Source organism: Bradyrhizobium sp. S3.12.5 (genome assembly GCF_040548225.1).
Taxonomy (GTDB): domain Bacteria; phylum Pseudomonadota; class Alphaproteobacteria; order Rhizobiales; family Xanthobacteraceae; genus Bradyrhizobium; species Bradyrhizobium cytisi.
Map to the genome: position 1 here is coordinate 96644 of NZ_JBEPRF010000025.1, position 24564 is coordinate 121207.

At 65.5% G+C, this 24564-nt stretch carries 19 protein-coding genes; 12 read left to right on the forward strand and 7 right to left on the reverse strand.

All coding sequences use genetic code 11. The features are described 5' to 3' along the window. Positions 1-65: 65 nt before the first annotated feature. The 3 genes from ABIC09_RS30275 (at position 66) to ABIC09_RS30285 (ending at position 2970) form a co-directional block, all read left to right on the forward strand. Positions 66-878 carry a UDP-2,3-diacylglucosamine diphosphatase gene (locus ABIC09_RS30275; RefSeq protein ID WP_354035086.1) on the forward strand — a complete coding sequence of 271 codons (813 nt, stop codon included), beginning with the start codon at positions 66-68 and terminating at the stop codon, positions 876-878. After that, the gene (locus ABIC09_RS30280) at positions 878-1921 is read left to right on the forward strand and encodes a glycosyltransferase family 4 protein (protein WP_354111553.1); all 1044 of its coding nucleotides are present in this window, start codon (positions 878-880) and stop codon (positions 1919-1921) included. Before ABIC09_RS30275 ends, ABIC09_RS30280 begins: the two co-directional genes overlap by 1 nt. Before the next feature lie 65 nt (positions 1922-1986). Beyond that, positions 1987-2970, forward strand: a complete 984-nt coding sequence (locus tag ABIC09_RS30285) for a threonine/serine dehydratase family protein (protein ID WP_354111554.1) — start codon at positions 1987-1989, stop codon at positions 2968-2970. A 74-nt stretch (positions 2971-3044) separates the two neighbouring features. Here the strand turns inward: ABIC09_RS30285 and ABIC09_RS30290 are convergent, their stop codons facing one another. Further along, positions 3045-4805: a caspase family protein gene (locus tag ABIC09_RS30290; protein WP_354111555.1), complete on the reverse strand. Its 1761-nt coding sequence runs from the start codon at positions 4803-4805 to the stop codon at positions 3045-3047. A 247-nt stretch (positions 4806-5052) separates the two neighbouring features. Continuing rightward, a complete protein-coding gene (locus ABIC09_RS30295) occupies positions 5053-6339 on the reverse strand; it encodes a hypothetical protein (RefSeq protein WP_354111556.1) in 1287 nt (428 codons plus the stop codon). Positions 6340-6414: 75 nt separating this feature from the next. On the opposite strand from ABIC09_RS30295, the gene ABIC09_RS30300 reads away from it, so the two are divergent. Next, a complete protein-coding gene (locus ABIC09_RS30300) occupies positions 6415-7611 on the forward strand; it encodes an MFS transporter (protein ID WP_354111557.1) in 1197 nt (398 codons plus the stop codon). Here the strand turns inward: ABIC09_RS30300 and dgcA are convergent. After that, the gene (dgcA, locus tag ABIC09_RS30305; protein ID WP_354111558.1) at positions 7581-8576 is read right to left on the reverse strand and encodes an N-acetyl-D-Glu racemase DgcA; all 996 of its coding nucleotides are present in this window, start codon (positions 8574-8576) and stop codon (positions 7581-7583) included. The two genes, ABIC09_RS30300 and dgcA, sit on opposite strands and share 31 nt — an antisense overlap. A gap of 134 nt (positions 8577-8710) precedes the next feature. Here dgcA and ABIC09_RS30310 point away from each other — a divergent pair, with 134 nt between their 5' ends. From ABIC09_RS30310 to ABIC09_RS30320, 3 genes are read left to right on the forward strand one after another with little or no spacing between them, the layout of a single operon-like run. Beyond that, positions 8711-9844 carry an MlaE family ABC transporter permease gene (locus tag ABIC09_RS30310; RefSeq protein WP_354083975.1) on the forward strand — a complete coding sequence of 378 codons (1134 nt, stop codon included), beginning with the start codon at positions 8711-8713 and terminating at the stop codon, positions 9842-9844. 2 nt (positions 9845-9846) lie between these two features. Continuing rightward, positions 9847-10629: an ABC transporter ATP-binding protein gene (locus ABIC09_RS30315; protein ID WP_354035096.1), complete on the forward strand. Its 783-nt coding sequence runs from the start codon at positions 9847-9849 to the stop codon at positions 10627-10629. Between the two features lie 16 nt (positions 10630-10645). Then, the gene (locus tag ABIC09_RS30320; RefSeq protein WP_354111559.1) at positions 10646-11527 is read left to right on the forward strand and encodes an MlaD family protein; all 882 of its coding nucleotides are present in this window, start codon (positions 10646-10648) and stop codon (positions 11525-11527) included. Positions 11528-11750: 223 nt separating this feature from the next. Here ABIC09_RS30320 and ABIC09_RS30325 read toward each other — a convergent pair whose 3' ends face one another. After that, the gene (locus ABIC09_RS30325; protein ID WP_354111560.1) at positions 11751-17321 is read right to left on the reverse strand and encodes an apolipoprotein A-IV repeat region-like domain-containing protein; all 5571 of its coding nucleotides are present in this window, start codon (positions 17319-17321) and stop codon (positions 11751-11753) included. A 391-nt stretch (positions 17322-17712) separates the two neighbouring features. Between ABIC09_RS30325 and ABIC09_RS30330 the strand changes: the two genes are divergently transcribed. Together ABIC09_RS30330 and ABIC09_RS30335 are read left to right on the forward strand one after the other, a co-directional pair. Further along, positions 17713-18087, forward strand: a complete 375-nt coding sequence (locus ABIC09_RS30330) for an Hpt domain-containing protein (RefSeq protein ID WP_354111561.1) — start codon at positions 17713-17715, stop codon at positions 18085-18087. Positions 18088-18198: 111 nt separating this feature from the next. Then, positions 18199-18519: a 2Fe-2S iron-sulfur cluster-binding protein gene (locus ABIC09_RS30335; RefSeq protein WP_148751307.1), complete on the forward strand. Its 321-nt coding sequence runs from the start codon at positions 18199-18201 to the stop codon at positions 18517-18519. Positions 18520-18525: 6 nt separating this feature from the next. Here ABIC09_RS30335 and ABIC09_RS30340 read toward each other — a convergent pair whose 3' ends face one another. Next, entirely contained in the window at positions 18526-18996 is a 471-nt protein-coding gene (locus ABIC09_RS30340) for an acyl-CoA thioesterase (protein ID WP_354035098.1), read from the reverse strand. Between the two features lie 182 nt (positions 18997-19178). Here ABIC09_RS30340 and ABIC09_RS30345 point away from each other — a divergent pair, with 182 nt between their 5' ends. Both ABIC09_RS30345 and ABIC09_RS30350 read left to right on the forward strand, forming a co-directional pair. Next, positions 19179-20207 carry an NAD(P)/FAD-dependent oxidoreductase gene (locus ABIC09_RS30345; RefSeq protein WP_148751309.1) on the forward strand — a complete coding sequence of 343 codons (1029 nt, stop codon included), beginning with the start codon at positions 19179-19181 and terminating at the stop codon, positions 20205-20207. 108 nt (positions 20208-20315) lie between these two features. Continuing rightward, complete coding sequence (locus ABIC09_RS30350; RefSeq protein WP_354111568.1) at positions 20316-20918, forward strand: DUF2147 domain-containing protein; 603 nt, start codon at positions 20316-20318, stop codon at positions 20916-20918. Between the two features lie 31 nt (positions 20919-20949). Here ABIC09_RS30350 and ABIC09_RS30355 read toward each other — a convergent pair whose 3' ends face one another. Continuing rightward, complete coding sequence (locus tag ABIC09_RS30355; RefSeq protein ID WP_354111562.1) at positions 20950-22092, reverse strand: hypothetical protein; 1143 nt, start codon at positions 22090-22092, stop codon at positions 20950-20952. Between the two features lie 358 nt (positions 22093-22450). On the opposite strand from ABIC09_RS30355, the gene ABIC09_RS30360 reads away from it, so the two are divergent. Continuing rightward, the gene (locus ABIC09_RS30360; protein WP_354111563.1) at positions 22451-22807 is read left to right on the forward strand and encodes a hypothetical protein; all 357 of its coding nucleotides are present in this window, start codon (positions 22451-22453) and stop codon (positions 22805-22807) included. Positions 22808-22974: 167 nt separating this feature from the next. On the opposite strand, the gene garD is transcribed toward ABIC09_RS30360, so the two are convergent. Then, positions 22975-24516: a galactarate dehydratase gene (gene garD / locus ABIC09_RS30365; protein WP_354111564.1), complete on the reverse strand. Its 1542-nt coding sequence runs from the start codon at positions 24514-24516 to the stop codon at positions 22975-22977. Between the last annotated feature and the right edge of the window lie 48 nt (positions 24517-24564).

A 24564-nucleotide genomic window follows, 5' to 3' on the forward strand; every position in this document is an offset into this window, starting at 1 on the left:
CTGAGGGTGCCTCAAAGGTCCAATTGGTCATCCCCCTGTCACGGGAAATTGTTACAGGCTGTCGTATGGGAAGTTACGATGTGAGTGACGAGAGCCCTGAAAGGCGCTTTCGCACCTTGTTCATTTCCGATGTCCATCTCGGAGCCCGCGGCTCGCAAGCCGACCTGCTGCTGGACTTCCTGCGCTACCACGACGCCGACACTATCTATCTCGTCGGCGACATCGTCGACGGCTGGGCGCTGAAATCGAGCTGGCACTGGCCGCAATCGCACAACGACCTAGTGCAGAAGCTCCTGCGCAAGGCGCGCAAGGGCGCCAAGGTCATCTACGTGCCCGGCAATCACGACGAGTTCCTGCGCAACTATTACGGCACGCATTTCGGCGGCATCGACGTGGTCGAGAACACCGTCCACACCGGCGTGGACGGCAAGCGCTATCTCGTCATCCACGGCGACATCTTCGACCTCGTGGTGCAGAACGCGCGCTGGCTCGCCCATCTCGGCGACAAGGCCTACGACTTCGCGATCCAGATGAATCGCTTCGTCAACTTCTTCCGCCGCATGTTCAAGGTGCCCTACTGGTCGCTGTCGCAATGGGCCAAGCAGAAGGTCAAGAACGCCGTGAACTATATCGGCGCGTTCGAGCAGGCGCTCTCGGCCGAAGCACGGCGCCATGACGCCGACGGTGTGATCTGCGGCCACATCCACTACGCCGTGATCCGCGACGAGAATGGCATCCGCTACATGAATTGCGGCGACTGGGTCGAGAGCTGCACCGCGCTGGTCGAGCACGATGACGGTCGTTTCGAGATCATCACCTGGGCCGACCACGCCCAAAAGCCTGCAGCCGTACCGCAGGTGGCAGCAAGGGCGGCTTGATGCGCATCCTGGTCGCGACCGACGCCTGGCACCCGCAAGTCAACGGTGTGGTTCGGACGCTGACCAAGCTTGCTGACGCCGCCAAGACGCTCGGTACCGAGTTTACATTCCTGACGCCGCAATCGTTCCGCACCTTTGCGATGCCGAGCTATCGCGACGTGCGGCTCGCGATGCCGCGCCCGGCGCGCATCGCAAGACTGATTGAGGAAGCGCGGCCCGACAGCATCCACATCGCGACGGAAGGGCCGATCGGCCTGATGGTCCGCCGCTATTGCCGGCAGCGCAAGCTGCCGTTCACGACCAGCTTCCACACCCGCTTTCCCGAATATGTCCGCGCCCGCGTGCCGGTTCCGGAATCCCTGATCTGGCGGGCGCTGCGGCGCTTCCACAGCGCCAGCCGCGCCGTGATGGCGGCGACGCCAGCACTCGCCCGCGAGCTCAGCGAGCGCGGCTTTGCCAATGTCGTGCTGTGGCCGCGCGGCGTCGACACAAAGCTGTTCCACCCTCGCGCCATCGATCTCTGCCTCCCGGCACCGGTGTTCCTTTCCGTCGGCCGGGTCTCGGTCGAGAAGAATCTCGAGGCGTTTCTCGACCTCGATCTGCCCGGCACCAAGGTGATCGTCGGCGATGGCCCGGCGCGCAACACACTGGAAGAGGCCTATCCCGACGCGATTTTCCTGGGCGAAAAGCACGGCGAGGAGCTGGCCGACATCTATGCGGCAGCCGACGTCTTCGTGTTTCCGAGCAGGACCGACACGTTCGGCCTGGTCCTGCTCGAGGCGCTCGCGAGCGGCCTGCCGGTTGCGGCGTTCCCGGTGAAGGGGCCGCGCGACGTCATCGGCGATGCGCCGGTCGGCGCGCTGGACAATGACCTGCGCAATGCCTGCTTCGCGGCGCTCGATATCTCCAGGCCAGCCTGCGTCGAATTCGCCGCCAATTACACCTGGGAAGCCTCGGCGAGGGCATTTGTGGACAGCATCCGGGCGGTCGGCGCGGTGCTGCCCGGCCGGACCGGCACGGAACAGCCGCGCTTCGTCGCCTGAACGGATAAAAATCCTCGCGCGGAGATGTCTTGCCCGCGCCGCATCCGCCGCGATAACATCGCCCCATGTCCGAACAGCCCCTTCCGATCGGCCCCGCCGATATCGACGCCGCAGCGCGCGTGCTCGCGCCCTTCGCCGTCCGCACCCCGCTGTTGTCGTTTCCCGTCCTCAACGAGCGCGTTGGCGCGAAAGTGTTCCTGAAGCCGGAGATGCTCCAGCGCACCGGCTCCTTCAAGTTCCGCGGCGCCTTCAACAAGGTGTTCTCGATCCCGCAGGACAAGCGTGCCGGCGGCGTCGTCGCGTTCTCCTCCGGCAACCACGCCCAGGGCGTGGCGGCGGCGGCCAAGATCCTCGACATGCAGGCGACCATCGTGATGCCGGCGGACGCGCCGCTCTCGAAGCGCGAGCGCACCAAATCCTATGGCGCCGAGGTCGTGCTGTACGATCGCGACCGCGACGATCGCGAGGCGATCTCGCGCGGCATCGCCGAGAAGCGCGGCGCGACGCTGGTCAGGCCCTATGACGATCCTTTCGTGATCGCAGGGCAGGGCACCGCGGGCCGCGAGATCGCGGAGGACATGGCAACGCTCGGCCTCTCACCTGACATCGTGGTGGCGCCGGCCTCCGGCGGCGGCCTGATCGCAGGCGTCGCGACCGCCGTGAAGGCGCGCTACCCACTAGCCGAGATCGTGGTGGCCGAGCCCGAGGCGTTCGACGATCACGGCCTGTCGCTGACCGCGGGCCATCGCGAGCCGCACGGGCCTGCGGGCCGCACCATCTGCGACGCGCTGATGGCCCTGATCCCCGGCGAGATGACCTTTGCGATCAACAGCAAGCTTCTGGCGCGCGGCGTGACCGCGTCGGACAAGGAAGTCGGCGCGGCCGTCGCCTTTGCCTATCGCGAGCTGAAGCTCGTGGTCGAGCCCGGCGGCGCGGTCGGCCTTGCCGCGTTGCTTGCCGGCCGCCTCGACGTTGCCGGCAAGAACGTGGTCATCGTGCTCTCCGGCGGCAACGTCGATGCGGATCTGTTCGCTGAGCTGGTGGCCTGAGGTTTTGAGCTTTTGACATGAAGAAGGGGCAGAGCGTCGCCGCACTGCCCCTTTGTCGCGTGCGGTCGCCGCCATCAGTGCATGAAGCCGCGGTGGTTGTTGCCGCCATTCATGTTTGACTGGTTCATCGATTGACGGACATTGTTGCCGCCGCCATTCCCCATCGCATTGAACTGCGGCCGATTGTTATTCTGCACCTGCACCTTGTTCACCGGGTTGTTGTCGAGTTTCACGCCGTTGTTGATGCGGATCGGATTGTTCTGGGTCTGGACATTCACCGGCTTGGCATCGCCAGTCGTGACGCCCTTGCCGATCGTCACGGGCATGCCCGCGACCTTGCCAGGAGGGGTATTGGCAGCGCCGGCATTATTGTTGCCGGTGTTCTGCATGGTCACCGGCAGTGTCGTGATTTTGCCGATGCCGCCATTGTTCGTCGTCGTGTTGGTCGGCGCGGGCAGGGTGACGATCTTGCCCGGGGCCTGCGACGGCGTGCCGTTCTGCGAATTGCTCGCCGGCAGGGTGACGATCTTGCCGATGCCGTTGACCGGCTTCTGCACGACCGGCAGGTTGGCGTTCATCTGCGAGCCGCCGTTGCCCTGCTGGATCAGCGGCATATATTTGGGCTGGCCGAGATTGCCGATCTTGAGCGTCGGGGCAATGTTCTGCGGAGCCAAAAACTTCGTCGCCTGCATCAGGGGGATCAGCTTCGGCTGCGTCTCGAGCTTGTGCGCCATCTGCGCATATGGGCTGTTGCCGTAGCTGTCGTAGAAGGCCTTGTAGCCGATCGGCGAGTTCGCCAGCACCGCCTGGTGCCAGGCCTGCGAGATCAGCAAATTCGACAGCAGCCAGCGGATATGATCGCACAGCGGGTCGTGCGGATACATCTGGATGAACTCCTGATAGTACTCCGGCCGTCCCTCGGACACGACGTAGTCATAGGCCTGCCGCGTCGAACGGCTCGGCAGGTTCGAGGCCATCTGCACCACCGGCGCATTCACCGGCGCGCGATTGGCGGCAACGGCCGTGTCGCCGAAGAAGGTGAAGTCGGAGGTCAGCGAGGAGCTCTCCCACGGAATCTGCGCGCCGCTGGTGGTCTGGTTGACCTGGAGCCGCACGCGCTTGAAGAGCTGCTCGATCGGCACGTTGGGCTCGCGCGCGACGTTCAGGAAAGCCTGGGTGTAGGGGCTGTGGCCGCCATTGCCATCGAGCGCTTCGGCGCCCGGCGCGGTCGAATAGCCGACGATGGAGCCGTTCGGCGCATCGACGATGGCAAGGCCGCGGCCGGCGTCGTTGACGTCAGGGAACGGGTTGTTGCGGCAGGCATCGAGGATGACGATGCGCATCCGGCTCGGGATCGTTTCCAGCGTCGACATCACGTCGACCAGGCGGACCGAGTCGTTGACGAGCTCGGTCTGGTTCGACACCTTCGCGTCAACAGGGACGAGATAGTTCTCGCCGGCGAGCTGCACGCCGTGACCGGCATAATAGACCATCGCCACCGTGTTCGGACCGCGCGCGGAGACCTTAGCCGAGAAGTCCTGCACCACGCGCAGCATGTCGTTCTGGCCGAGGTCGGTCGCCGAGATCACCTCGAAGCCGGCCGAGTTGAGGAACTGCGCCATCGACTGCGCGTCATTGTCGGGATTGGCGAGCTGCGGCGCGTTCTGGTAGTTCGAATTGCCGATCACCAGCGCCACTCGCTGCTCCGGGCCTTGCAGCGCGGCAGGCGCAGCCGGTTCGACAGGGGCGACCTGTGCGGAAATGGGGCCGCAGGCGAAGCCGAACAGGCTTCCCAGCAGGCCGGCGGTCATCAGGGCGGATTTCAGGCGGAACATGGCGGGCTCCTCGGGGCTCATCTCGATGCGAGATTGGTTGCGAGGAAGCTAGGCGGCGTTCGATCCCTGGTCCGTGATCGCGATCACCCCGGCGCGGTGCGTGATCTAGATCACGCGTAAGGGCGTGGGGCGCTTGCCTCGCGCTCCGTCATTGCGAGCGGAGCGAAGCAATCCAGAATCTTTCCGCGGCGGCAGTCTGGATTGCTTCGCTCCGCTCGCAATGACGGTGGAAAGAGTGCGAGCGCCTTTACGAGAAGAACGCGATCTTCTCGGCCTGGGTCATGCGGCGGATCGGCGCCAGCGCGTCGTTGGCCGCAGGGCGGGGCTTTTGCACGATGCCGCTGGCGAGAATGGTGGCGCCGAGCGAGGGTTCGGGCAGGGGGGAGGGCATCGGCAGCGACGCGGTCGGTGCTGCGCCGTAGGTTGCTGCGGCCGTCATCATGGAGGCCGGTTGCTCCATCGCTTCGGCTGCGGCTTCGGCGATGGCATCGGTGAGACGCGCGAGCGATTCCATCGCGATCGGGGCTTCGACGACCGGCTCCTCAACAACCGGTTCCTCGACATGCGGCGCGATTGGCGCCTCCATGGCGAACGGCTTCGCGACCTCCGCGGCCATCGGCTCCGGCTTGGGAATAGCCGCTTCCATCTCCATCGGCTCGACGATCTCGTCGAACTCCGGATCAGGCGCAGCCATCTCCAACGCGATCGCCGCGAGCACGGCGTCGTCTTCGGCCTCCGCGGCGGCATCGAACGAGAACTCGTCCGTGATCTCGGCGACGGAAGCGGGATCGGCGAGGCTGTCCTCGACCGCAGCAAAACTCTCTTCGACGGTGGCGTGGCTTTCGGCAATCTCGGGCGCGATCGCGACGTCCATCATCGCGTTCTCGGCGATGCTGCTCGCGTCAGCGGTCGCCTCGGGCTCCGGCGCGATGTCCTGCGGGGTCTCCGTAGAAGCCACGGATGCTTCGCTCGCCATCGCAACGGGCGCTCCGACGCCGTCAGCGTCCGTCTGCTCGACACGGTCCCTGAGCAGATCGAAGGCGGCCTTGAGGTCGGCGCGCGGGTCGATGGTCGACACCTGGGCGCAGGCCGCTTCGATCGAGGCGAGCTGCGAATCAATCAGGTCGCAGATTCGCCCGTCGGCGCCGATCTCGCGCCAGCGCCAGGAGATCTCCTTGATGATGCGCACGCCGCGCGGAATCGGCGCGAGGCTCGCCTCGAGCACGGCCGGATCGCAAGCCTTGCCGGCGGCGCTTTCTGCGTCCTCGACCGCGCGGCGGATCGCGACCAGCGCCTCGGGCAGGCGGTCCTCGACGACGGGTTGTCGCTGTGCCGCAAGGGTTTCTTCGATTTTGGCGACCGCGTCGAGCACCATGCTGGTGTCGGCATTGCGGTTGCGCTTGGCGTATTCGCCGAGGAACCAGCGGCCGCGCGCGGTCTCCATGAAGGCTTCACGGATCGCGTCGTAATCCTGCTCGTTCGGCTCGGCCGCGCGGGCCGACATGGGCGAGAGGGCGAATGCTTCGTTGGCCATGACAATCTCGTCGCGCAAATCACCGCGCGTTACTGTAACGATCACCACGATATCGACCGAATCGCAATTGGTTTGATGGCAGGCGAATCACAAATCCCCATCGCGACATCCGTCAAGCGGCGATTCGCCGTGCGTCTTGCGCTGTTCTACGCGGCCGTGTTCGCGGTGACGGGCACGCATCTGCCGTTCTTCCCGGTCTGGCTCAAGGCGATCGGCGTCGATGCGGCCTGGATCGGGATCATCAACGCGCTGCCGGGGATCACGCGCTTCACCACGCTGCCCTACGCAACCGCCTTTGCCGAAAAGCGCCACGCGATTCGTGCCGGCATGATGGTTTCGGTCGTCGCGACGGCGGCGGGATTTGCGCTGGTCGGCGTGCAGCACCAGCCGCTGGCACTCCTCCTGATTTATGCGCTGACCTGCATCATGTGGACGCCGGTCGTCCCGCTGACGGATGCATACGCGTTGCGCGGCGTCATTCGCTACGGCTTCGACTATGGGCCAATTCGGCTGTGGGGCTCGGCAGCCTTCGCGGCCGGCGCACTCGCCTGCGGCTATCTCGTCGACAGCATCGACACGCGCGAGCTGATCTGGGTCATCGTCGCATGGGCTCTCGTTGCGGGCGTCGCGGGCCTGTTGCTCCAGCCGCTCGGCGATGTCAGGCGAAGGAGCGCGGAAAAGCCCGCTGGCAATGCCCTGCTGCGCGATGCCGGCTTCTGGTCGGTCATCATTTCGGCCGCGCTGATCCAGGGCAGTCACGCTGCCTATTACTCATTTTCGGCGATCAGCTGGCAGGCCCATGGGCTCGGCGGGTTCACAATCGCCGGACTCTGGACGCTGGGCGTGATCGCCGAGATCGTCGTCTTCGCGCTGTCGCCGCGCTTCTCGCTGCATCCGTCATCGCTGATGGCGATCGGCGGCGCAAGCGCGGTGCTGCGCTGGATCGTCACGGCGCAGGAGCCGCCGCTGGCGCTGCTCGCGATCGCGCAGCTCGGCCACGGCCTCACGTTCGGCATGACCATCGTCGGCACCATGAATTTGCTGGTGCGGCGGGTGCCGTCGCATCAGATTGCGCGGGGGCAGGGTTACTATGCTGCGTGCAGCGGCTTGCTGGGCGCGACGAGCTCGATCGCTTCAGGCGCGATCTACGCCAGCATCGGCGACAGCCTCTATTACGTCATGGCGGCGATGGCGGCGGCCGGCGCGATCGTGATCTGGTCGGCGCGGCATCGGCTCACGGCTCAGCCCCAGAGCGAAGCGTCCGGCGGATAGACCAGGCTCTCGTCATAACGCAGTCCATGATCGCGATCGCGCGCCAGCAACAACGGGCCGTCGAGATCGACGAAGCGCGCCTGCGGGGTCACCAGCATGGCGGGCGCCATCGACAGCGAGGTCGCGACCATGCAGCCGATCATGATCTCGAAACCGAGCGCCTGCGCGGCATCGGCCATGGCCAGCGCCTCGGTGAGACCGCCGGTCTTGTCGAGCTTGATGTTCACGGCGTCGTAGCGCGCGCGCAAGGGGGCCAGCGAGTTGCGGTCATGCACGCTCTCGTCGGCGCAGACCGCGAGCGGCCGCTTGATCCGCGCCAGCGCGTCGTCCTTGCCGGCCGGCAGCGGCTGCTCGACCAGGGTAACACCGACGGCGGCGCAGGCCGCGAGGTTGGCTTCCAGATTGGCCTCGGTCCAGGCCTCGTTGGCGTCGACGATCAGCTCCGACTCGGAGGCCGCCTTGCGCACGGCCGCGATCCGCTCGGGATCACCCTCGCCGCCGAGCTTGATCTTGAGCAGCGGCCGGTGCGCCGCCCTGGCGGTCGCCGCCGCCATGGCCCCAGGCGTGCCCAGCGAGATCGTATAGGCCGTGGTGCGCTCGCCCGGCACAGGGCGGTCGAGCAGGTTCCAGGCCCGCAGGCCCGAAGCCCTGGCCTCGAGGTCGATCAGGGCGCAATCCAGCGCATTGCGGGCCGCCCCTGGCGGCATGGCGGCCTGGAGGGCCTGCCGCGTCAGCCCGCCCGCGAGAGCCGCCTGCATGGCCTGGATCGCGGCCAGTGTTGCCTCGGGCGTCTCGCCATAACGGGGATAGGGGACGCATTCGCCGCGGCCGATCAGGCCGTTTTGGCTCACTTCGGCCACTACGGTCACGGCTTCCGTCTTGGCGCCGCGGCTGATCGTGAAACTGCCGGCGATGGGAAACCGCTCGATTCGGGCGGCAAGCGCAGGAACTTTGCTGGAAGTCATTTTGAACTCTGGCGAAATCTGAACCTGCTGGTTACCTCTAGCAACTAACATTAACCAGTTGGGGATACCTTTTCTGGGTAAGGGCGCGTGCGCAATGATTTGATTTTCTCCGCCCCGGCACGGGAGCGGACACCTTGAGCGGCGATCCGAAGCTGGAGCGGATTGCCAAAGGCAACGCGCTGGCCCTCTGCGCCACCGGAACCTGGACCGCGAGCTTCGCGCCGGTCCTGGAACGGATGGTGGCCGACGCCGAGAAGCTCGCCGGCGGCCCCCAAAGCATCTTCATCGACGTCTCCGAGGTCGCCAAGCTCGACACGTTCGGGGCCTGGCTGATCGAACGGCTGCGTCGCACCCTGACCCAAGGCACCGTCGAGGCTCAGATCGCGGGGTTGTCCGCGAACTATTCGAGCCTCGTCGACGAGGTGCGGCGGGTCCGCGCGACGCCCGTGATCGACACCACCTCGATCACCATCACCGGCATGCTGGAGCAGATCGGCCGCGCCGTGGCGGGCATCGGCGGCACCATTGCGAGCCTGATCGACATGCTCGGCGCGGTGCTCGCGGCGGGCGGGCGGGTGCTGATCCATCCGCGCTCACTCCGCCTGACCTCGACCGTGCATCATCTGGAGCAGGTCTGCTGGCGCGCGGTGCCGATCATCGTGCTGATCACCTTCCTGATCGGCTGCATCATCGCCCAGCAGGGCATCTTTCATTTCCGCCGGTTCGGCGCCGACATCTTCGTCGTCGACATGCTCGGCGTCCTGGTGTTGCGCGAGATCGGCGTGCTGCTGGTCGCCATCATGGTCGCGGGCCGCTCGGGCAGCGCCTACACCGCCGAGCTCGGCTCGATGAAGATGCGCGAGGAGATCGACGCGCTGCGCACCATGGGGTTCGACCCGATCGAGGTCCTGGTATTGCCGCGCATGCTGGCGCTGGTGCTGGCGCTGCCGATCCTCGCCTTCCTCGGCGCCATGGCCGCGCTCTATGGCGGCGGTCTCGTCGCCTGGCTCTATGGCGGCGTCGATCCCGAGGCGTTTCTGCTGCGCCTGCGCGACGCCATCTCGATCGATCATTTCATCGTCGGCATCGTGAAAGCGCCCGTCATGGCCGCGGTGATCGGCATCGTCGCCTGCGTCGAGGGCCTCGCGGTACAAGGCAGCGCGGAATCGCTCGGACAGCACACGACCGCGTCGGTGGTGAAGGGCATCTTCTTCGTCATCGTGATGGACGGCGTGTTCGCCATCTTCTTCGCCTCGATCGGAATGTGACGATGGCGCAGGAAACTCAAAACGCGATTCAGGACCCCATCATCCGCGTCCGCGACATCACCGTGCAGTTCGGTGCGACGCGCGTGCTGGACGGTCTCAACCTCGACGTCCGGCGCGGCGAGATTTTGGGATTTGTCGGCCCCTCGGGCGCAGGCAAATCGGTGCTGACGCGGACCATCATCGGCCTGGTGCCGAAGGTCGCGGGCTCCATCGAGGTGTTCGGCGTCGATCTGGATTCCTCCAACACCTCGCAGCGCCGCAATGTCGAGCGGCGCTGGGGCGTGCTGTTCCAGCAGGGCGCGCTGTTCTCCTCGCTCACGGTGCGGCAGAACATCCAGTTTCCGATGCGCGAATACTTACGCGTCTCGCAGCGGCTGATGGACGAGATCACCATGGCCAAGCTCGCCATGGTCGGCCTCAAGCCGGAAGTGGCCGAGCGTTTCCCCTCGGAACTGTCGGGCGGCATGATCAAGCGCGTCGCGCTGGCCCGCGCGTTGTCGCTCGATCCGGACCTCGTCTTCCTGGACGAGCCGACCTCCGGCCTCGATCCGATCGGCGCCGGCGACTTCGACGATCTGGTCAGGACGCTGCAGCGTACTTTGGGGCTGACCGTTTTCATGGTAACCCACGACCTCGACAGCCTTTACACGGCTTGCGACCGGATCGCCGTTTTAGGGAACGGTAAGATCATTGCGGCAGGGTCGATCGCCGACATGCAGGCCTCGCAGCATCCCTGGCTGAGGCAGTATTTCCATGGCAAGCGCGCCCGCGCGGTCGTGACTTGAGTAGCCGGAGCAGCTGATGGAAACGCGGGCGAATTACGTACTGATCGGATCCTTCACGCTGGCGGTGCTCGCGGCTGCGATCGGCTTCGTGCTGTGGTTCCAGTCGCTGCACACCACCAAGCAGCGCAGCCCCTTCCGCGTCGTGTTCGAGGGCCCGGCCGCGGGCCTGCGCAACGGCGGTAGCGTGAACTTCAATGGTATCCGGGTGGGCGAAGTGGTCTCGGTGAAGCTCGACAACCCGCGGCGGGTTGTCGCACTCGCCATGATCGAGAACAACACGCCGCTCCGCAAGGACACCCTGGTCGGCCTCGAATTCCAGGGCCTGACGGGTGTGGCCGCGATCTCGCTCAAGGGTGGCGAGGAGGCGGCTCCGCCGCCGCCGCTCGACGAGGACGGCATCCCGACGCTGACGGCCGACCCCAACAAGCTCCAGGACGTCACCGAGGCGATCCGCGGCACGCTGCAGAACATCAACAAGATCGTCGCCGACAATCAGGAATCGGTGAAGAATTCGCTGAAGAATCTGGAGACCTTCACCAACTCGCTCGCCCGCAATTCCGAGAAGATCGACGGCGTGATGGCCAAGGTCGACGGCGTCATGCTCAAGGCCGACAACCTCATGCTCGGCCTCAACACGCTCGCCGGCGGCAAGGACGGTGGCGAGCTGTTCCTGACGGTCAAATCGATCCGCGAGCTTGCCGAGGATTTCGACAAGCGCTCGGGTGCGCTGATGACCGACGGCCGCCGTACGCTCGGCGACATCAGCCGCGCCGTGAACAACTTCGACCGCAACCCGACCCGCGTGCTGTTCGGCGCCAGCAACAGCGCACCGGCCGCTGCCGCGCCGTCGGCCGAGGCGCCGAAGCCGGCGCCGGCCAGCGAGCGCAAGCGGCAGTAGCGCCTCTCTCCTCCGTCATTGCGAGCGAAGCTCAATCCAGACTGTCTCCGAGGAGGCAGCCTGGATTGCTTCGTCGCAAGGGCTCCTCGCAATGACGGAGCTTGTGGGGGCGTCGTAATTTCCCAACGGTCAGTGAACTGCTGGCGCAATAACGGCCAAAACAAAACGGAGCCCGACAGGGCTCCGTTTTTTCATTCGCTATTCGCCACTCGCGAGCTTTGTTTTACCCCAGCCGGCCCGCCGCGTGAGCAAGCAGCGTATACACCAGGCCCGTCTCCGAGGTGAGGTGGCTGCGCAGCTCCTGCGGGCCGCGGCCGTCGCGGGCGACTTCGTCGAGCAGACGTTCGAACTCGCTGATGTAGCGGTCGACCGTCGCCTTGAAGTTGCGGTCGGCGCGATACTTGCGGGCGACCTCGTCAAAAGCCTTCTGGCCGGCGGGCGTGTACAGGCGCTTGGTGAAGGCCTTGTTCTCGCCGCGCTGGTAGCGGTCCCACATCTCGGTGGCGAGGTTGCGGTCCATCAGCCGGCCGATGTCGAGCGACAGCGATTCCAGCGGATTGCCGCCATTCTGCGGGGCCTGCGGCTGCGGAGCGGGTGCAGCCTGGCGGCCACGCGGGGCCTCACGACCGGTTGGAGCAGCCTGGTTGGCGTCCGTGCGGTTCAACAGATCCGACAACCAGCCGTCGCGGCCGGGGTCGTTGCCGCCCGGTGCGACCGGCGGCGCCTCGGTGCGCCGCGAGGAGGCGGGCATGCCCAGGTCCGGCGGCGGCAGCGTGGAAGCGCTGCCTGTGTCGCGCGTGCGGGTCTCGTTACCCCGTCCGCCCGCACTTGCCATCACCGGCTCTTCCTGACGCTGGACGGCGACAGAAGCGCGGCCCGTCGTGGTGACGTCGAGGCCGCGGCCGTGCTGGGCCACGATGCGGTTGAGCTCGGCGAGCGCCTCGATCTGGTCGACGATCACCTTGCGCATCTGCGCAGTGCTCTCGGCGGCCTCCTGCGGCATCTCGAGCACGCCGCGGCGCAGCTCGTTGCGGGTGGCTTCGAGCTCGTTGTGCATCTCGAACGCCATCTGCTTCATGCTGGAGACGAGGTTGCCGAACTTCTCGGCCGACTGCTTGAACATCGCATCCGCCTCGTCGGTGGTCTGGCGGTAGATGTCGTGCATGGCATCGATGGTCTGGCGATGCTCCTCTTCGGAGGCCGACCGCACCGCCTCGAACTGGCGGGTGATCGCGGCCGAACCTGCGCCGGCGGTCTCCGCGACCACGCGGGCGATGTCGCGGGCACGCTCTTCGGCCGCAGCGAGCGACTCATCGAGCAGCCCGGTGAAGCGCGACAGCCGCTGGTCGAGATCGGTGGTACGCAGGTCGATGGTGGTGACGAGCGATTCCAGCGCCTGCTTGCGCTCGGCGAGCGAGGCGGTGGTGTTCTTGTTGCTCTGCTCGACGACCTGGGCGGCATCGACGAGTGCCTTGCCGTGCGCGTCGAACTGCGTCGACAGCTCGCCGAGATCCTGGAGCGCCCGCGTGGTCTTGGTGTTGAAGACGTTGAGCTGGTCTTCCAGGTTCTGCGTCGCAGCGCCGTTGCGCGAGGTGACGTCGTTCATCGCCGAGACGAAGTCGGCGACGCGCGTCACCAGCGCCCGCTCGAGCGAGTTGAGGTTGTCGTGCGCACCGGTCAGCACCTCCTGCAGGAGGATGTTGCCTTCGCGCAGACGCTCGAACAGGGCGACCGTGTCGGTGCGCAGGATCTTGCTGGTCTCCTGCATCTCGGTGACGGCCGCAATCGAGACCTGGCGCGACTGGTCGATCGCCGCACGCGAGGCCTGTTCGAGGTCCTTGAGCGACCGGCCGACCGCGCTGGTCGCGACCTCGCTCGCCGCGTTGATGGTGCGGGCGACTTCGTTGCCGTTGCCCATCATGGTCTGCGAGAACGCCGTGCCGCGCGTCTCGATCGACTTCAGCGCGTCGGAGGTGACGCGGTCGATGTCGAGCGTGAGCTGGCTGGTCTTCGAGCCGATCGCATCCACGAGCGAGCCGCGCTTGGCGTCGATCATGTTCGAGAGGCGGTCAGCCTGCTGCTGCACATAGGTGACGATCTCGTCGGTCTTGCCGGTCATGGCCTGGCCGAAACTGCTCGAGGCGGAGAGCACCGAGCGCTCGACGTCGGCCGAGCTCGACTTGACCCGCGAGCTTGCTTCGTTGGAGGCGTTGATCAGCGCATTCTGGGCGTTGAGCGCGCTGGTCTGGATGTCGTTGGTCGCGTTCGCCGTGGCCGTGCTCAGCGCGCGCTCGATCTCGGTCGAGATCGTGCGGATCTGGCTTGCGGCATCTGCCGAGGTCGAGGTCAGCGAGGTCTGGGCCTCGCGTGCGCTGTTGAGGATGGTCGAGGCAGTGTCGGCGCCGACTGCGGTCAGCGTGCGCTCGATGTCGGTCGTCAGCGACTTGATCTGGCTCGCCGCATCGGTCGACGCAGTGATCAGCGTGCCCTGGGCCTCGCGCACGCCGCTCGTCAGCGCCTCGATGGTGGCGCCGCCGGCAGTCGCCAGCGCGCGCTGCATCTCGGCTGCGAGCGAACGGACCTGGCCGGTTTGTTCTGCTGAGACAGCAAGAAGGGTGCTCTGGGCGTCGCGGGCGCTGGCCGTGATCGTCTCGGCAGTGCTCTGGCCGACCTGCGAGAGCGAGCGGTGCACCTCGGCCGCGAGCGACTTGACCTGGCTCGCCGCATCCGAGGACGCGTTGACCAGCGTGCTCTGGGCTTCGCGTGCACCGGTCATGATGGTCTCGGCCGTCGAGGTGCCCGCCATCGAGAGCGAGCGCTGCACGTCGGAGGACAGCGCCTTGATCTGGTTGGCGGTCTCGGTCGAGGCCGCGATCAGCGTGCCCTGCGCATCGCGGGCGCCAGCGGTGATCGATTCCGCCGTGCTGGTGCCGGCGAGCGACAGCGAGCGCTGCACGTCGGCGGTGAGCGTCTTGACGTGGTTGGCCGCGTCCGAAGAGGCGGTGACGAGCGTGGTCTGCACCTCGCGGGCGCCGGCCAGGATCGAGGCCGCGGTGGCCGAGCCGGCCGCGGACAGCGTGCGTTCAACGTCGGCGGCGAGCCCCTTGATCTGGTTGGAGGCATCGCCCGAGGCCGCGACCAGGGACGACTGCGCCTCGCGGGCGCTGGTCAGGATCGAGTTTGCAGCACCGGTGCCGACCGCGGTCAGCGCACGCTCGACCTCGGCGGAGGTCATCTTGAGCTGGGCGTTGACGTCGGAGGAGACCGTCATCAGCGACTGCTGCGCGGTGCGCGCACCGGTCTGGATCGTCTCGCTGGTGTTGACGACGAGGTTGGTGAGCGAGCGCTCGGCGTCCTCGACATGCGAGCGGATCGCGGTCGAGATCATCTCGGCGCGGGACATCATGTCCTCGCTGGCCTGGCGGCCGCTGCTCTCGATGCGGCCGGCAACGGCCTCGACACGCGAGCCGAGCAGGTCTTCGAACTGCGCGACGCGCACGTCGATGTCGCTCGCAACCGAACCGACCTTGGTCTCGATCGCCTGGTGGATGTCCTGGAAGCGCGCCGTGACCGTGTCGGTCAGGTGCATGCTGCGACCGTCGATCAGCTCGGCGACGCTGGTGATGCGGCGGTCGACCGCCTCGATCGCCTGCGCCGTGCCGTCCGTGAGCGTCGAGGTCAGCAGGGTGAGGCGGGTGTCGATCGACTGCACGGCCTGCGAGGCGCCGTTGGTCAGGGCGGTCGTCAGATAGGTGAGGCGGCTGTCGACGGACTCCAGCGCCTGCGATGCGCCGCTGTTGAACGTGGTCGTGAGGTGCGTCAGCCGCGTATCGATCGACTGGATCGCCTGCGTCGCACCGTCGGTCAGCGTCGTGGACAGCGTGTTGAGGCGCACGTCGATGGTCTCGGTGACGGACTTGGCGCGGGTGTCGAACGACTCTTCGAGAGCGGCGACTCGGCCAACGAGCTGTTCGTCGAAGGTCCTGATGTGGCCTTCGATGGTGCCGTCGAGGCTCGTGATCTTGCCGTTCAGCGAGGCGTCGAGGTTGGTGACGCGTTCGCCGATCGTGGTCTCGAACTGCACCAGGCGCTGATCCAGCACGGCCGTGATCGCGCCGCCGTTCGAGGTGAAGCGGGTGTCGAAATTGTCGACATAGGTCTTCAGCGACTCATGGATGTCGTGGGTGCGCTGGCCCATGCGTTCGACGATCTCGCCGCCGAACGTTTTCACGGTGCGGTCGAACTCGGAGATGTGGCGCGTGATCAGGGCACCCAGCGTGCCGGAATCGCGGGCGAACTTCTCGACCAGCTCGGAACCCTGGTTCTTCACCAGCTCGTCGAACGCGCTCATCTGCAGCGACAGCGAGTCGTGCGCGGTCTCGGTCTGGCTGACGACCTTGGCGACGAGGGTGTTGACCGTGGCGTCGAGCGCTTCGCTCGCCTTGTCCCCGGAGGTCATGATCTGGCCGGCGAGGCGGTTGCCGGCGTCGTCGATCTTGGCGGAGAGGTCGTTGGAGCGCAGCTCGAGCTCGAGCAGCAGCGAGTCCGACGAGTTCTTCAGGCTGTCATGCACCTGCTCGGTGCGCTCGGAGATGCCGTCGACGATCGCGGCGGAACGCTGCTCGAACTCGCCGGTGATGCGGTCAATGCGCTCGTTCAGCATCTCGTGGACGCGGTCGGCGAGGTCGACGAACTCGTCGTGGACGTGGCCGGTCTTGAAGTTGAGGCTGGTGGTCAGCCGCTCGCTGGCGTCGAGCACCGCGCGCGTCGTCTCGGCGCTGGCCTCCTCGAGGCGGTCGAGCAGGTCGCCGCCGCGCTCGCCGAGCGCCAGGATCATGTTGTCGCCGGCGTGGCTCAGCGCGCCGGTGATGTGGGCGCCGCGCTCTTCCAGCGCGCCGGTGATGGATTTCGCGACCTCGTCGACGCGCGAGGCGATCGCGTCCGAGATCAGCGCGATGTCGTGGCGGAGGTCGATCTGCACGCCGGAAATGGCGCTGCGGACCTGCTCGGCCTGGCCGACCAGGTTGTCGCGCTGATGCGCGATGTCCTGGAGCAGGGCGCGGATGCGGACTTCGTTGTCGGAATAGGCGCGCTCAAGCGCGGCGACCTCGTTGGCGACCAGCGTCTCGAGCTCACCGGCGCGCGCGATCGCGCGCTCGATGCCGTCGCCCATCGCCGCGACCTCGCGGCGGATGGCCTGGCCGACGGTGACCATGGAATCGGACGCAGAGCCTTCCGGCTCGGAGAAGCGGATCGCGACCTGCGCCATCGCCTGCGCGACCTGGCTCATCTGCTGGCCGCGCCAGACCAGGCTTGCGAGGAAGTAGAACAGCATGATCGGCGCGAAGAACATCGTGACGAGGCCGGCGATCGCCAGCACGCCGCCGCTCTGGCCCATGGCGGCCTGGATCGAGGGCAGGAAGCCGACCGTCAGCGCGGCGCAGGCCGCAAGCCAGACGACGGTGAAGATGGTCGCGCCGGTGTAGATGTTGCGGGCCGGGCGGCCCGTCTGCAGCGACTGGAGCAGCTGGCCGATGGTCTCGCGGTCGTCATTGGCGGCGCGGCGCGAGGTCCGCGGTTCCTCGATCGGATCGAACACGTCGCGCTCGTTGGCAGCAGGGCGCGGCTCGAATGTCGGCTCGTCGAACACGGAAGGTGCCGGCGGCGCCGTTTCGTTGCGCATCGATGCGTTGCGGCTGGTGTCGGCAGCCGTGTCGCTGATGTTGAGGGCTTCCTGGATCGCAGAAAGCGCAACTTCTGTGGGATCTTTGACCTTCTTGGGAGTGTTGGCCATGTGCAGTCGAGCCCTCGTTACTTGTACGCGTCCCCCCGCGAGCCCTGCGCGCTGCGCAAGCCCACAGTCCGGATCATGCCGCTTGCGCGGATCTCCGAGCCATCCCCACCCGGATGGCTTGTCCGCCAATTTCCGAAACATCCTATTGGCAGAGCGTCGCGAATGAAATGCCTGCGGTTAAGACAATCTTAATCATCGTTAACAGGATCGCGCCGTAACACCTTAGGCCTAAATGAAATTCTCCACGGAACTTGGTCGATTGCGGCAACTTTTCGTCAATAAACGGGCGGATTTGCGTAAAACGGTCCGAACACTTCGTTAACCATTTCCATGCTTCGGTGGGGCAAACCGCCGGACCGGCGGACCGTCGCGCGATGCCGGGGCCTGCGCCATGATGCCTGAACTGCAACGGATGGACTGGATGCCCTCGCCCCCGCTTGCGCCCATCGATAACCCCCTCGACCTCGACCACCTCTCGCGGATGACGCTCGGCGATGCCGAGCTGGAACAGGAAGTGCTTGCGATGTTCGCGGAGCAGGCGGTTCGGCTGATCGCGGCGATGACGGCGCTGCCGGCCGAGACCGGTGCGCTCGCGCATAAGCTTAAAGGCTCGGCGCGGGGGATCGGCGCCTTTGCGGTTGCGGATGCCGCTGCCAGCCTGGAAACCGCGGCCCGGATCGGCCACAACCAGCCCCGCGCGTTCGCCGTGCTGAAAGAGGCGGTTGCCGAGGCTCGCGCGGCCATTGCGGCGATCCTGAAGCATTAGGCGGCGCTCCCACGAATGCGGGTGGACTGCGCACTAGCGCTGCCCTGACCGACCCGTTATAGGACAGCCCGGACCCTCCTTTCTCCCTAGATCGCGGCAGCACGAGCACTCATGGCCAAAATTCACTTTGTCGACCACAAGGGCGAAACCCGTACGGTGGATGTCGAGAACGGCGCGACCGTGATGGAAGCCGCCATCCGCAACAGCGTCCCCGGCATCGAAGCCGAGTGCGGCGGCGCCTGCGCCTGCGCGACCTGCCATGTCTATGTCGACGAAGCCTGGCGCGAGAAGGTCGGCAGCCCGACGCCGATGGAAGAAGACATGCTCGACTTCGGCTTCGACGTGCGCCCGAACTCGCGCCTGTCCTGCCAGATCAAGGTCTCCGACGAACTCGACGGGCTCGTGGTGTCGACGCCGGAACGTCAGGCCTGATCTTTCTTACGATATGCTCGGCCGCGCGACCTCGATGCCGCGCTTGTGCCAGGGTCTGAACCTCTCGACGATCTCCGTGGTCAGCGGCGCCGGCCGCCGCGTCGCCTCGTCGAGCAAGACGCCGACTGACGTCGCCGAGGCGATGCATTTTCCCTGCGAGAACACGACCTGCTCGAAGGTCACGGACGTCCGTCCCAGTTTCACGACGCCAAGGCCGAGCTCGATCGTGTTCGGCCAATGCAGCTCGGCCCGGAAATGGATGTCGAGCCGCACCATGATCCAGGCGAGCCCTGGCGGTGTCAGCCCGTATTCCGGGAGCTTCATCAGCGTGACACGGCCGGTCTCGAAATACGTGGCGTAGACCGCATTGTTGACGTGCTGGTTCGGATCGAGATCGCCGAAGCGGACATTGTCGCTGAGGCGAAAAGGGAAGTCTTCCAGACGCGGCGTCGTATCGAGGCGGCTTGGTGCGTTCACCGATTGATCTCCGTCATATCCAATCTCGTTACAGCCCAGTTATTTTGACCCGGCAAGTGGGCGCGGCTGCGGGGCGCTCCCGCTTTTATGCCTTCCCTGATCCATCCCCGTTGGCTAGACAGGCAGGGTCACCTCTGCCCGCAGGGCGCCGTCCAACCGATAACGACCGATAAAGAGACGACATGAGCGACGTGATCAAAACCGATGTGCTGATTATTGGCGCTGGCCCTTGCGGTCTGTTCGCCGCCTTCGAGCTTGGCCTTCTCGACATGAAGGCGCATTTCGTCGACATCCTCGACAAGGTCGGCGGCCAGTGCGCCGAGCTCTATCCGGAAAAGCCGATCTACGACATTCCCGGCATTCCGCATGTGTCGGGGCAGGGCCTCACCGACGCGCTGATGGAGCAGATCAAGCCGTTCCACCCGACCTTCCATCTCGGTGAGATGATCGAGACCGTGGAGAAGATCGGCGATCCCCTGTTTCGCTGCACCACCGATACCGGCAAGGTGTTCGAGTGCAAGGTGGTGGTGATTGCGGCCGGCGGCGGCTCGTTCCAGCCCAAGCGTCCGCCGGTGCCGGGGATCGAAGCCTATGAAGGCACCTCGGTGCACTACGCCGTGCGCAAGATGGAAAATTTCCGCGACAAGAACGTGCTGATCGTCGGCGGCGGCGATTCCGCGCTCGACTGGACGCTCAATCTGCATCCGCTGGCCAAGCGCATCACGCTGCTGCACCGGCGCGACGATTTTCGCGCCGCGCCCCACAGCGTCGAGCAGATGCGCGCGCTGGTGGCCGGCGGCAGGATGGATCTGCGGCTCGGCCAGGTCACCGCGCTCTCAGGCGCCGATGGCCAACTGACCGGCGCCACCGTCAAGGGCAACGACAACAATGTCAGCGATATTGCCTGCGACACCATGCTGCCGTTCTTCGGGCTGACCATGAAGCTCGGTCCGGTCGCGAACTGGGGCATCGCGCTGGAGAACAATCTGGTTCCGGTCGAGACCTCAGCGTTCGAGACCAACGTATCGGGCATCTTCGCCATCGGCGACATCAATACCTATCCTGGCAAGATCAAGCTGATCCTGTGCGGCTTCCACGAGGGCGCACTGATGTCGCAAAAAGCCCACCGCTACGTCTACCCGGAGAAGCGGCTCGTGTTCCAGTACACGACATCGTCCTCCAGCCTGCAAAAGAAACTCGGTGTCAACTGATCGCGACGGAAGCGGACGGGCGATGCCCCATGTTTCTGGTGCTGGAATCGTTCGCGAAATCGCCGTAGTCTGCGGCCATTGCAGTGGCGGCTCAGCAAGGTGATCATGATGCGGAATCTCTTTACCGGCTTTCGGCTGCTCCCGTTGCTCGCGCTCGCGCTGTCGCTCAATGCGGTGAGTCCGGCTGCGGCGCAAGCGCAGCAGCCAACTGCGGCGGGCCTCTGGCAGAAGGTCGAAGACGGCAGGACCGTGGGATGGTTTCTCTTCATCGACCACAACGGCATCTTCGAAGGCGTGATCGCAAAGACCTTTCCGCGTCCCGGCGACGATCCGAACGAGGTCTGCGCGAAGTGCACCGACGATCGCAAGAACGCGCCGGTGCTGGGACTCTCCTTCATCCGCGACATGAAGCGCGACGGCTTGAAGTATGACGGCGGCAACGTGGTCAATCCGCGCGACGGCAACATCTGGAAGGCCAAGATGACGGTGAGCCCGGATGGGCAGACCCTGACCATGCGCGGCTTCCTCGGCATTTCCCTGTTCGGCAAGGACGAGACCTGGCAGCGTTTGCCGGATGCAAATATCGCGGAAGTCGATCCCGCCATCGTCGCCAAATATCTCCCCGCACAGGCCGCCGCGGCCAAGCCGGCGCCCGCACCTGCGACCAAAAAAGGTGGCGCGATGATGATGGCGCCGGCAGCGAAGAAGTAGGGCTGCTTTCACGCCGCCCGCTCTAACAACCTCAATATGTCCGCGCCTTCTTGCAAGGCGCATAGAACGTGCCGTTGCCGGCAACGACCCGCTCGAGGCACTGCCGGGGATCGGTAATCTCGCCGTCGACCTGAAAATAATAGGCCTGCGGTCCCAGGCTCAGGACGTAATGTCCCGGCGGAAGCTCTAGCTCTGCATCGCCGGCGTGAAGCTCGTACATTTCGGCTTTCCCCGGAATCGGCGAGATCCGGAACGGATAGGAGAAGTTGCGGATCACGCCGACGTCGTCTCCGCCACTTGTCGTCTTGCCTGCAGCGTCGGTCGAAAACTCTTTGACCTTCGCGACAACACGGACCTCGACCCGCTCGGGGATCACATTTGCAACGTCCCGGCGGAACACGATGAACTTGACGTGGCCGTTCGGCAGATGCGGCCGATCAGGCTTCTTGAACTCCGGTGAAATCGCAATGCGCATGTCCGGCGCCATTACGCCGGTCGCGTTCAACTCAGCCAGCGACTTGTCGTCGATCAAGGCATAGATGCCGTAATCGCTCGGGAGCACGCGCACTGGTGGAGGCGGGGCGGAGGGGACCATTTCCGGCTTGGCGACCGCGATCGTCGTCTCCGGCCTGGGCGTGACCTGCGCGATCTCCGGCGTCTGCGACGACATCAGCCGGCGCAGTGCGGCGATCCTGTCTCGATGCGAGACGGTCACGATGACTGCGCCAACGACAACAAGGATTGCCACTGTACGCTTGATCACTGGTAGAAGCGGGCCCGAGACCGCAGGCCGCTTGCTGCGGGACGTCCCGATCGCCGAAGGCAAAACGGTCGCATCGCCGGACACCAGAAGAGTCCCTGCTTCGGTCACCCCAGATGATGTGAGGTGTTGCGACGGCAAGCGCTCCAGCGGTGCCCGTTCGCGCGAAAACTTCTCGACCTCATTGATCGCGACCTCGAGGGCCTGCTTCATCTTGTCGACGTTTTTCGCGTCGGCGTAGGTGAACTGTTCCTGGAGCTTGTAGCGGGCGAGATCGTAGACCATCTGCCGCCGGGCTTCGGCGTCGTCTTTCACCGTCTCGAGCATGCGCGAAATCACCAGCGCAAATTGCACCTGGTTTGCGGGCAAATCGGCCGGGTCCTGTTGACCGGGAAGCAGCTCTTTCGAACTCATAGCGCTGACGGTCCAATGCCTGTCACGCCAACACCCAATTTTTGCATTCGAAACAGTTGGTTAAACGATGCGGTCGCGTCCGCGCCAGCTTGGTACACGTCCTGACACAACAAGGAAAGCCTCCGAACGAGCTGCGGCAAGCCGCAGAGACGTCACACTTGCACGGGGTGCAGGCCGGCCGAGGCCGCCTATCGCGCCAGTAGTTCCCCGGAATGTGCGCTGGCGCCGGATTTGCATAGCTGTCGCAAAGCTGCTGGGGGAACGGGTCGCCACATTTCCACGCCTGCCGCCGTTGCGCGGGTGGGCGGGCGGCCTTGTCTGTCCCTTGCGGCGCCGATTTGATCCGCAGGAAGACGATATGAGACTTGCAAGATTGTGTGCGGCGATGTTGCTGGGGCTAATGACGCTGCTGGCGACATCGGCGCTCGCGCGCGACGATGGACGCTACGCCAACTCACCGCTGAAACCCTGGTTCGAGAGTCTGCGCAGCGAATACGGCCAGTGCTGCTCGGATGCCGACGGCTATATCGTCGCCGATGTCGACTGGGAGTCCGATAAGGGACACTACCGCGTGCTTCTCGACGACGAATGGATCGTTGTGCCCGATGGCGCGGTGATCACCGAGCCGAACAAGATCGGCCGTACCATGGTGTGGAAGCACTATATCGACGGCCACCCGCGCGTGCGGTGCTTCATGCCGGGCAGCATGACGTGAGAGGTGCGCGGCATTGCGGGCGACGCGTCGCGTCGAACCCGGAATGAAAGAATGAGGCGCAACGCGACGCCGATCGTGCCTCATGCCAGCTTGGACTCTCGCACCACTGCATCCGCGCGGCGGCCTCTTGTCTTGCTCTTCGTCTTGCGGTCGCCGCCGGCCGGCGCTCAGGTCACTGGTGCCGGATTAAACAGCGTGAGGTCGTTGTGGATGCCCCAGCGATCCGACCACGGCTTGGTGCGGCCGCTCGCAACATCGAGGATCAGGTTGAACAGGTCCCAGCCGGTTTCCTCGATGGTCTTCTCGCCAGTGGCGATCCCGCCCGCGTCGAAATCGATCAGGTCCTTCCAGCGCCGCGCCAGCTCGCTGCGGGTCGCGACCTTGATCACGGGCGCAGCCGCGAGGCCGTAGGGCGTGCCGCGGCCGGTGGTGAACACCTGCAAGGTCATGCCGGAGGCAAGCTGGAGCGTGCCGCAGATGAAGTCGGAAGCCGGCGTCGCCGCAAACAGCATGCCCTTCTGCGTCGCCTTCTGGCCGGGCGACAACACGCCGGTGATGGCGCTCGAGCCGGACTTGACGATCGAGCCGAGAGATTTCTCGACGATGTTGGCGAGACCGCCCTTCTTGTTGCCGGGCGTGGTGTTGGCGCTGCGATCGGCACCGCCGCGCGCCAGATAAGAGTCGTACCAGGCCATCTCGCGCACCAGCGCGCGGCCGACGTCCTCGTTGATGGCGCGGCGGGTGAGGAGCTGGATGGCGTCGCGCACCTCGGTGACTTCGGAGAACATCACGGTGGCGCCGGCGCGCACCAGAAGGTCGGCGGCGAAGCCAAGGGCGGGGTTCGCGGTGACGCCGGAGAAGGCATCGCTGCCGCCGCATTGCAGGCCGATCACCAGATCGGCAGCCGGGCAGGTCTTGCGGGTGCGCTTGTTGAGGATTTTCAGGCGGGCCTCCGCCTGGGTCATGATCGCGTCGACGATCGCGCCGAAGCCGTCAAAGGCTTCGTCCTGCATGCGCACGATGGCGTCGCTGATGCCTTCGGGCACCAGCCGCTCGGGCGCAAGCTTCTCGCAGCCGAGGCTGATGACCAGGATCTCGCCGCCGAAATTCGGATTGAGCGCGAGATTTTGTAGCGTGCGGATCGGCACGACCGCGTCGGGGGCATTGATGGCGACGCCGCAGCCATAGGCGTGCGTCAATGGCACGACGTCATCGACGTTCGGATACTTCGGCAGCAGCTCGGTGCGGATGCGCTTCACCGCATATTCCATCGTGCCCTTGACGCATTGCACGGAGGAAGAGATGCCGAGGATGTTCTTGGTGCCGACCGAGCCGTCGGAATTGCGAAAGCCTTCGAATGTAAAACCTTCGAGCGGCGGCAGCGGCGCAGGCACGGCGGTGGAGATTTCGAGCTTGTCCAGCGCTGGGGCCTCCGGCATGCGGATGCGCGCCTCGTCGACCCACTCGCCGGCCAGGATCGGCGAGAGCGCGTAGCCGATCACCTCGCCATAGCGGATGATCGGCTGGTCTTGCGCGATGTCGACCAGTGCCGTCTTGTGCCCTTGCGGCACGAAGGCGCGCAGCGTCAATCCGCAGGCAAAACGGGAGCCGGCGGGAAGCCCGAAATCATTCACCACGATCGCGACATTGTCGCGCGCGTTGAGCTTGATGTAGCGGGGCTGTTCTTTCGCTGCGACGTCCTGGTCCATGCGGACTCCGGGGATTTGTAGGGTGGGTTAGCGCAGCGTAACCCACCA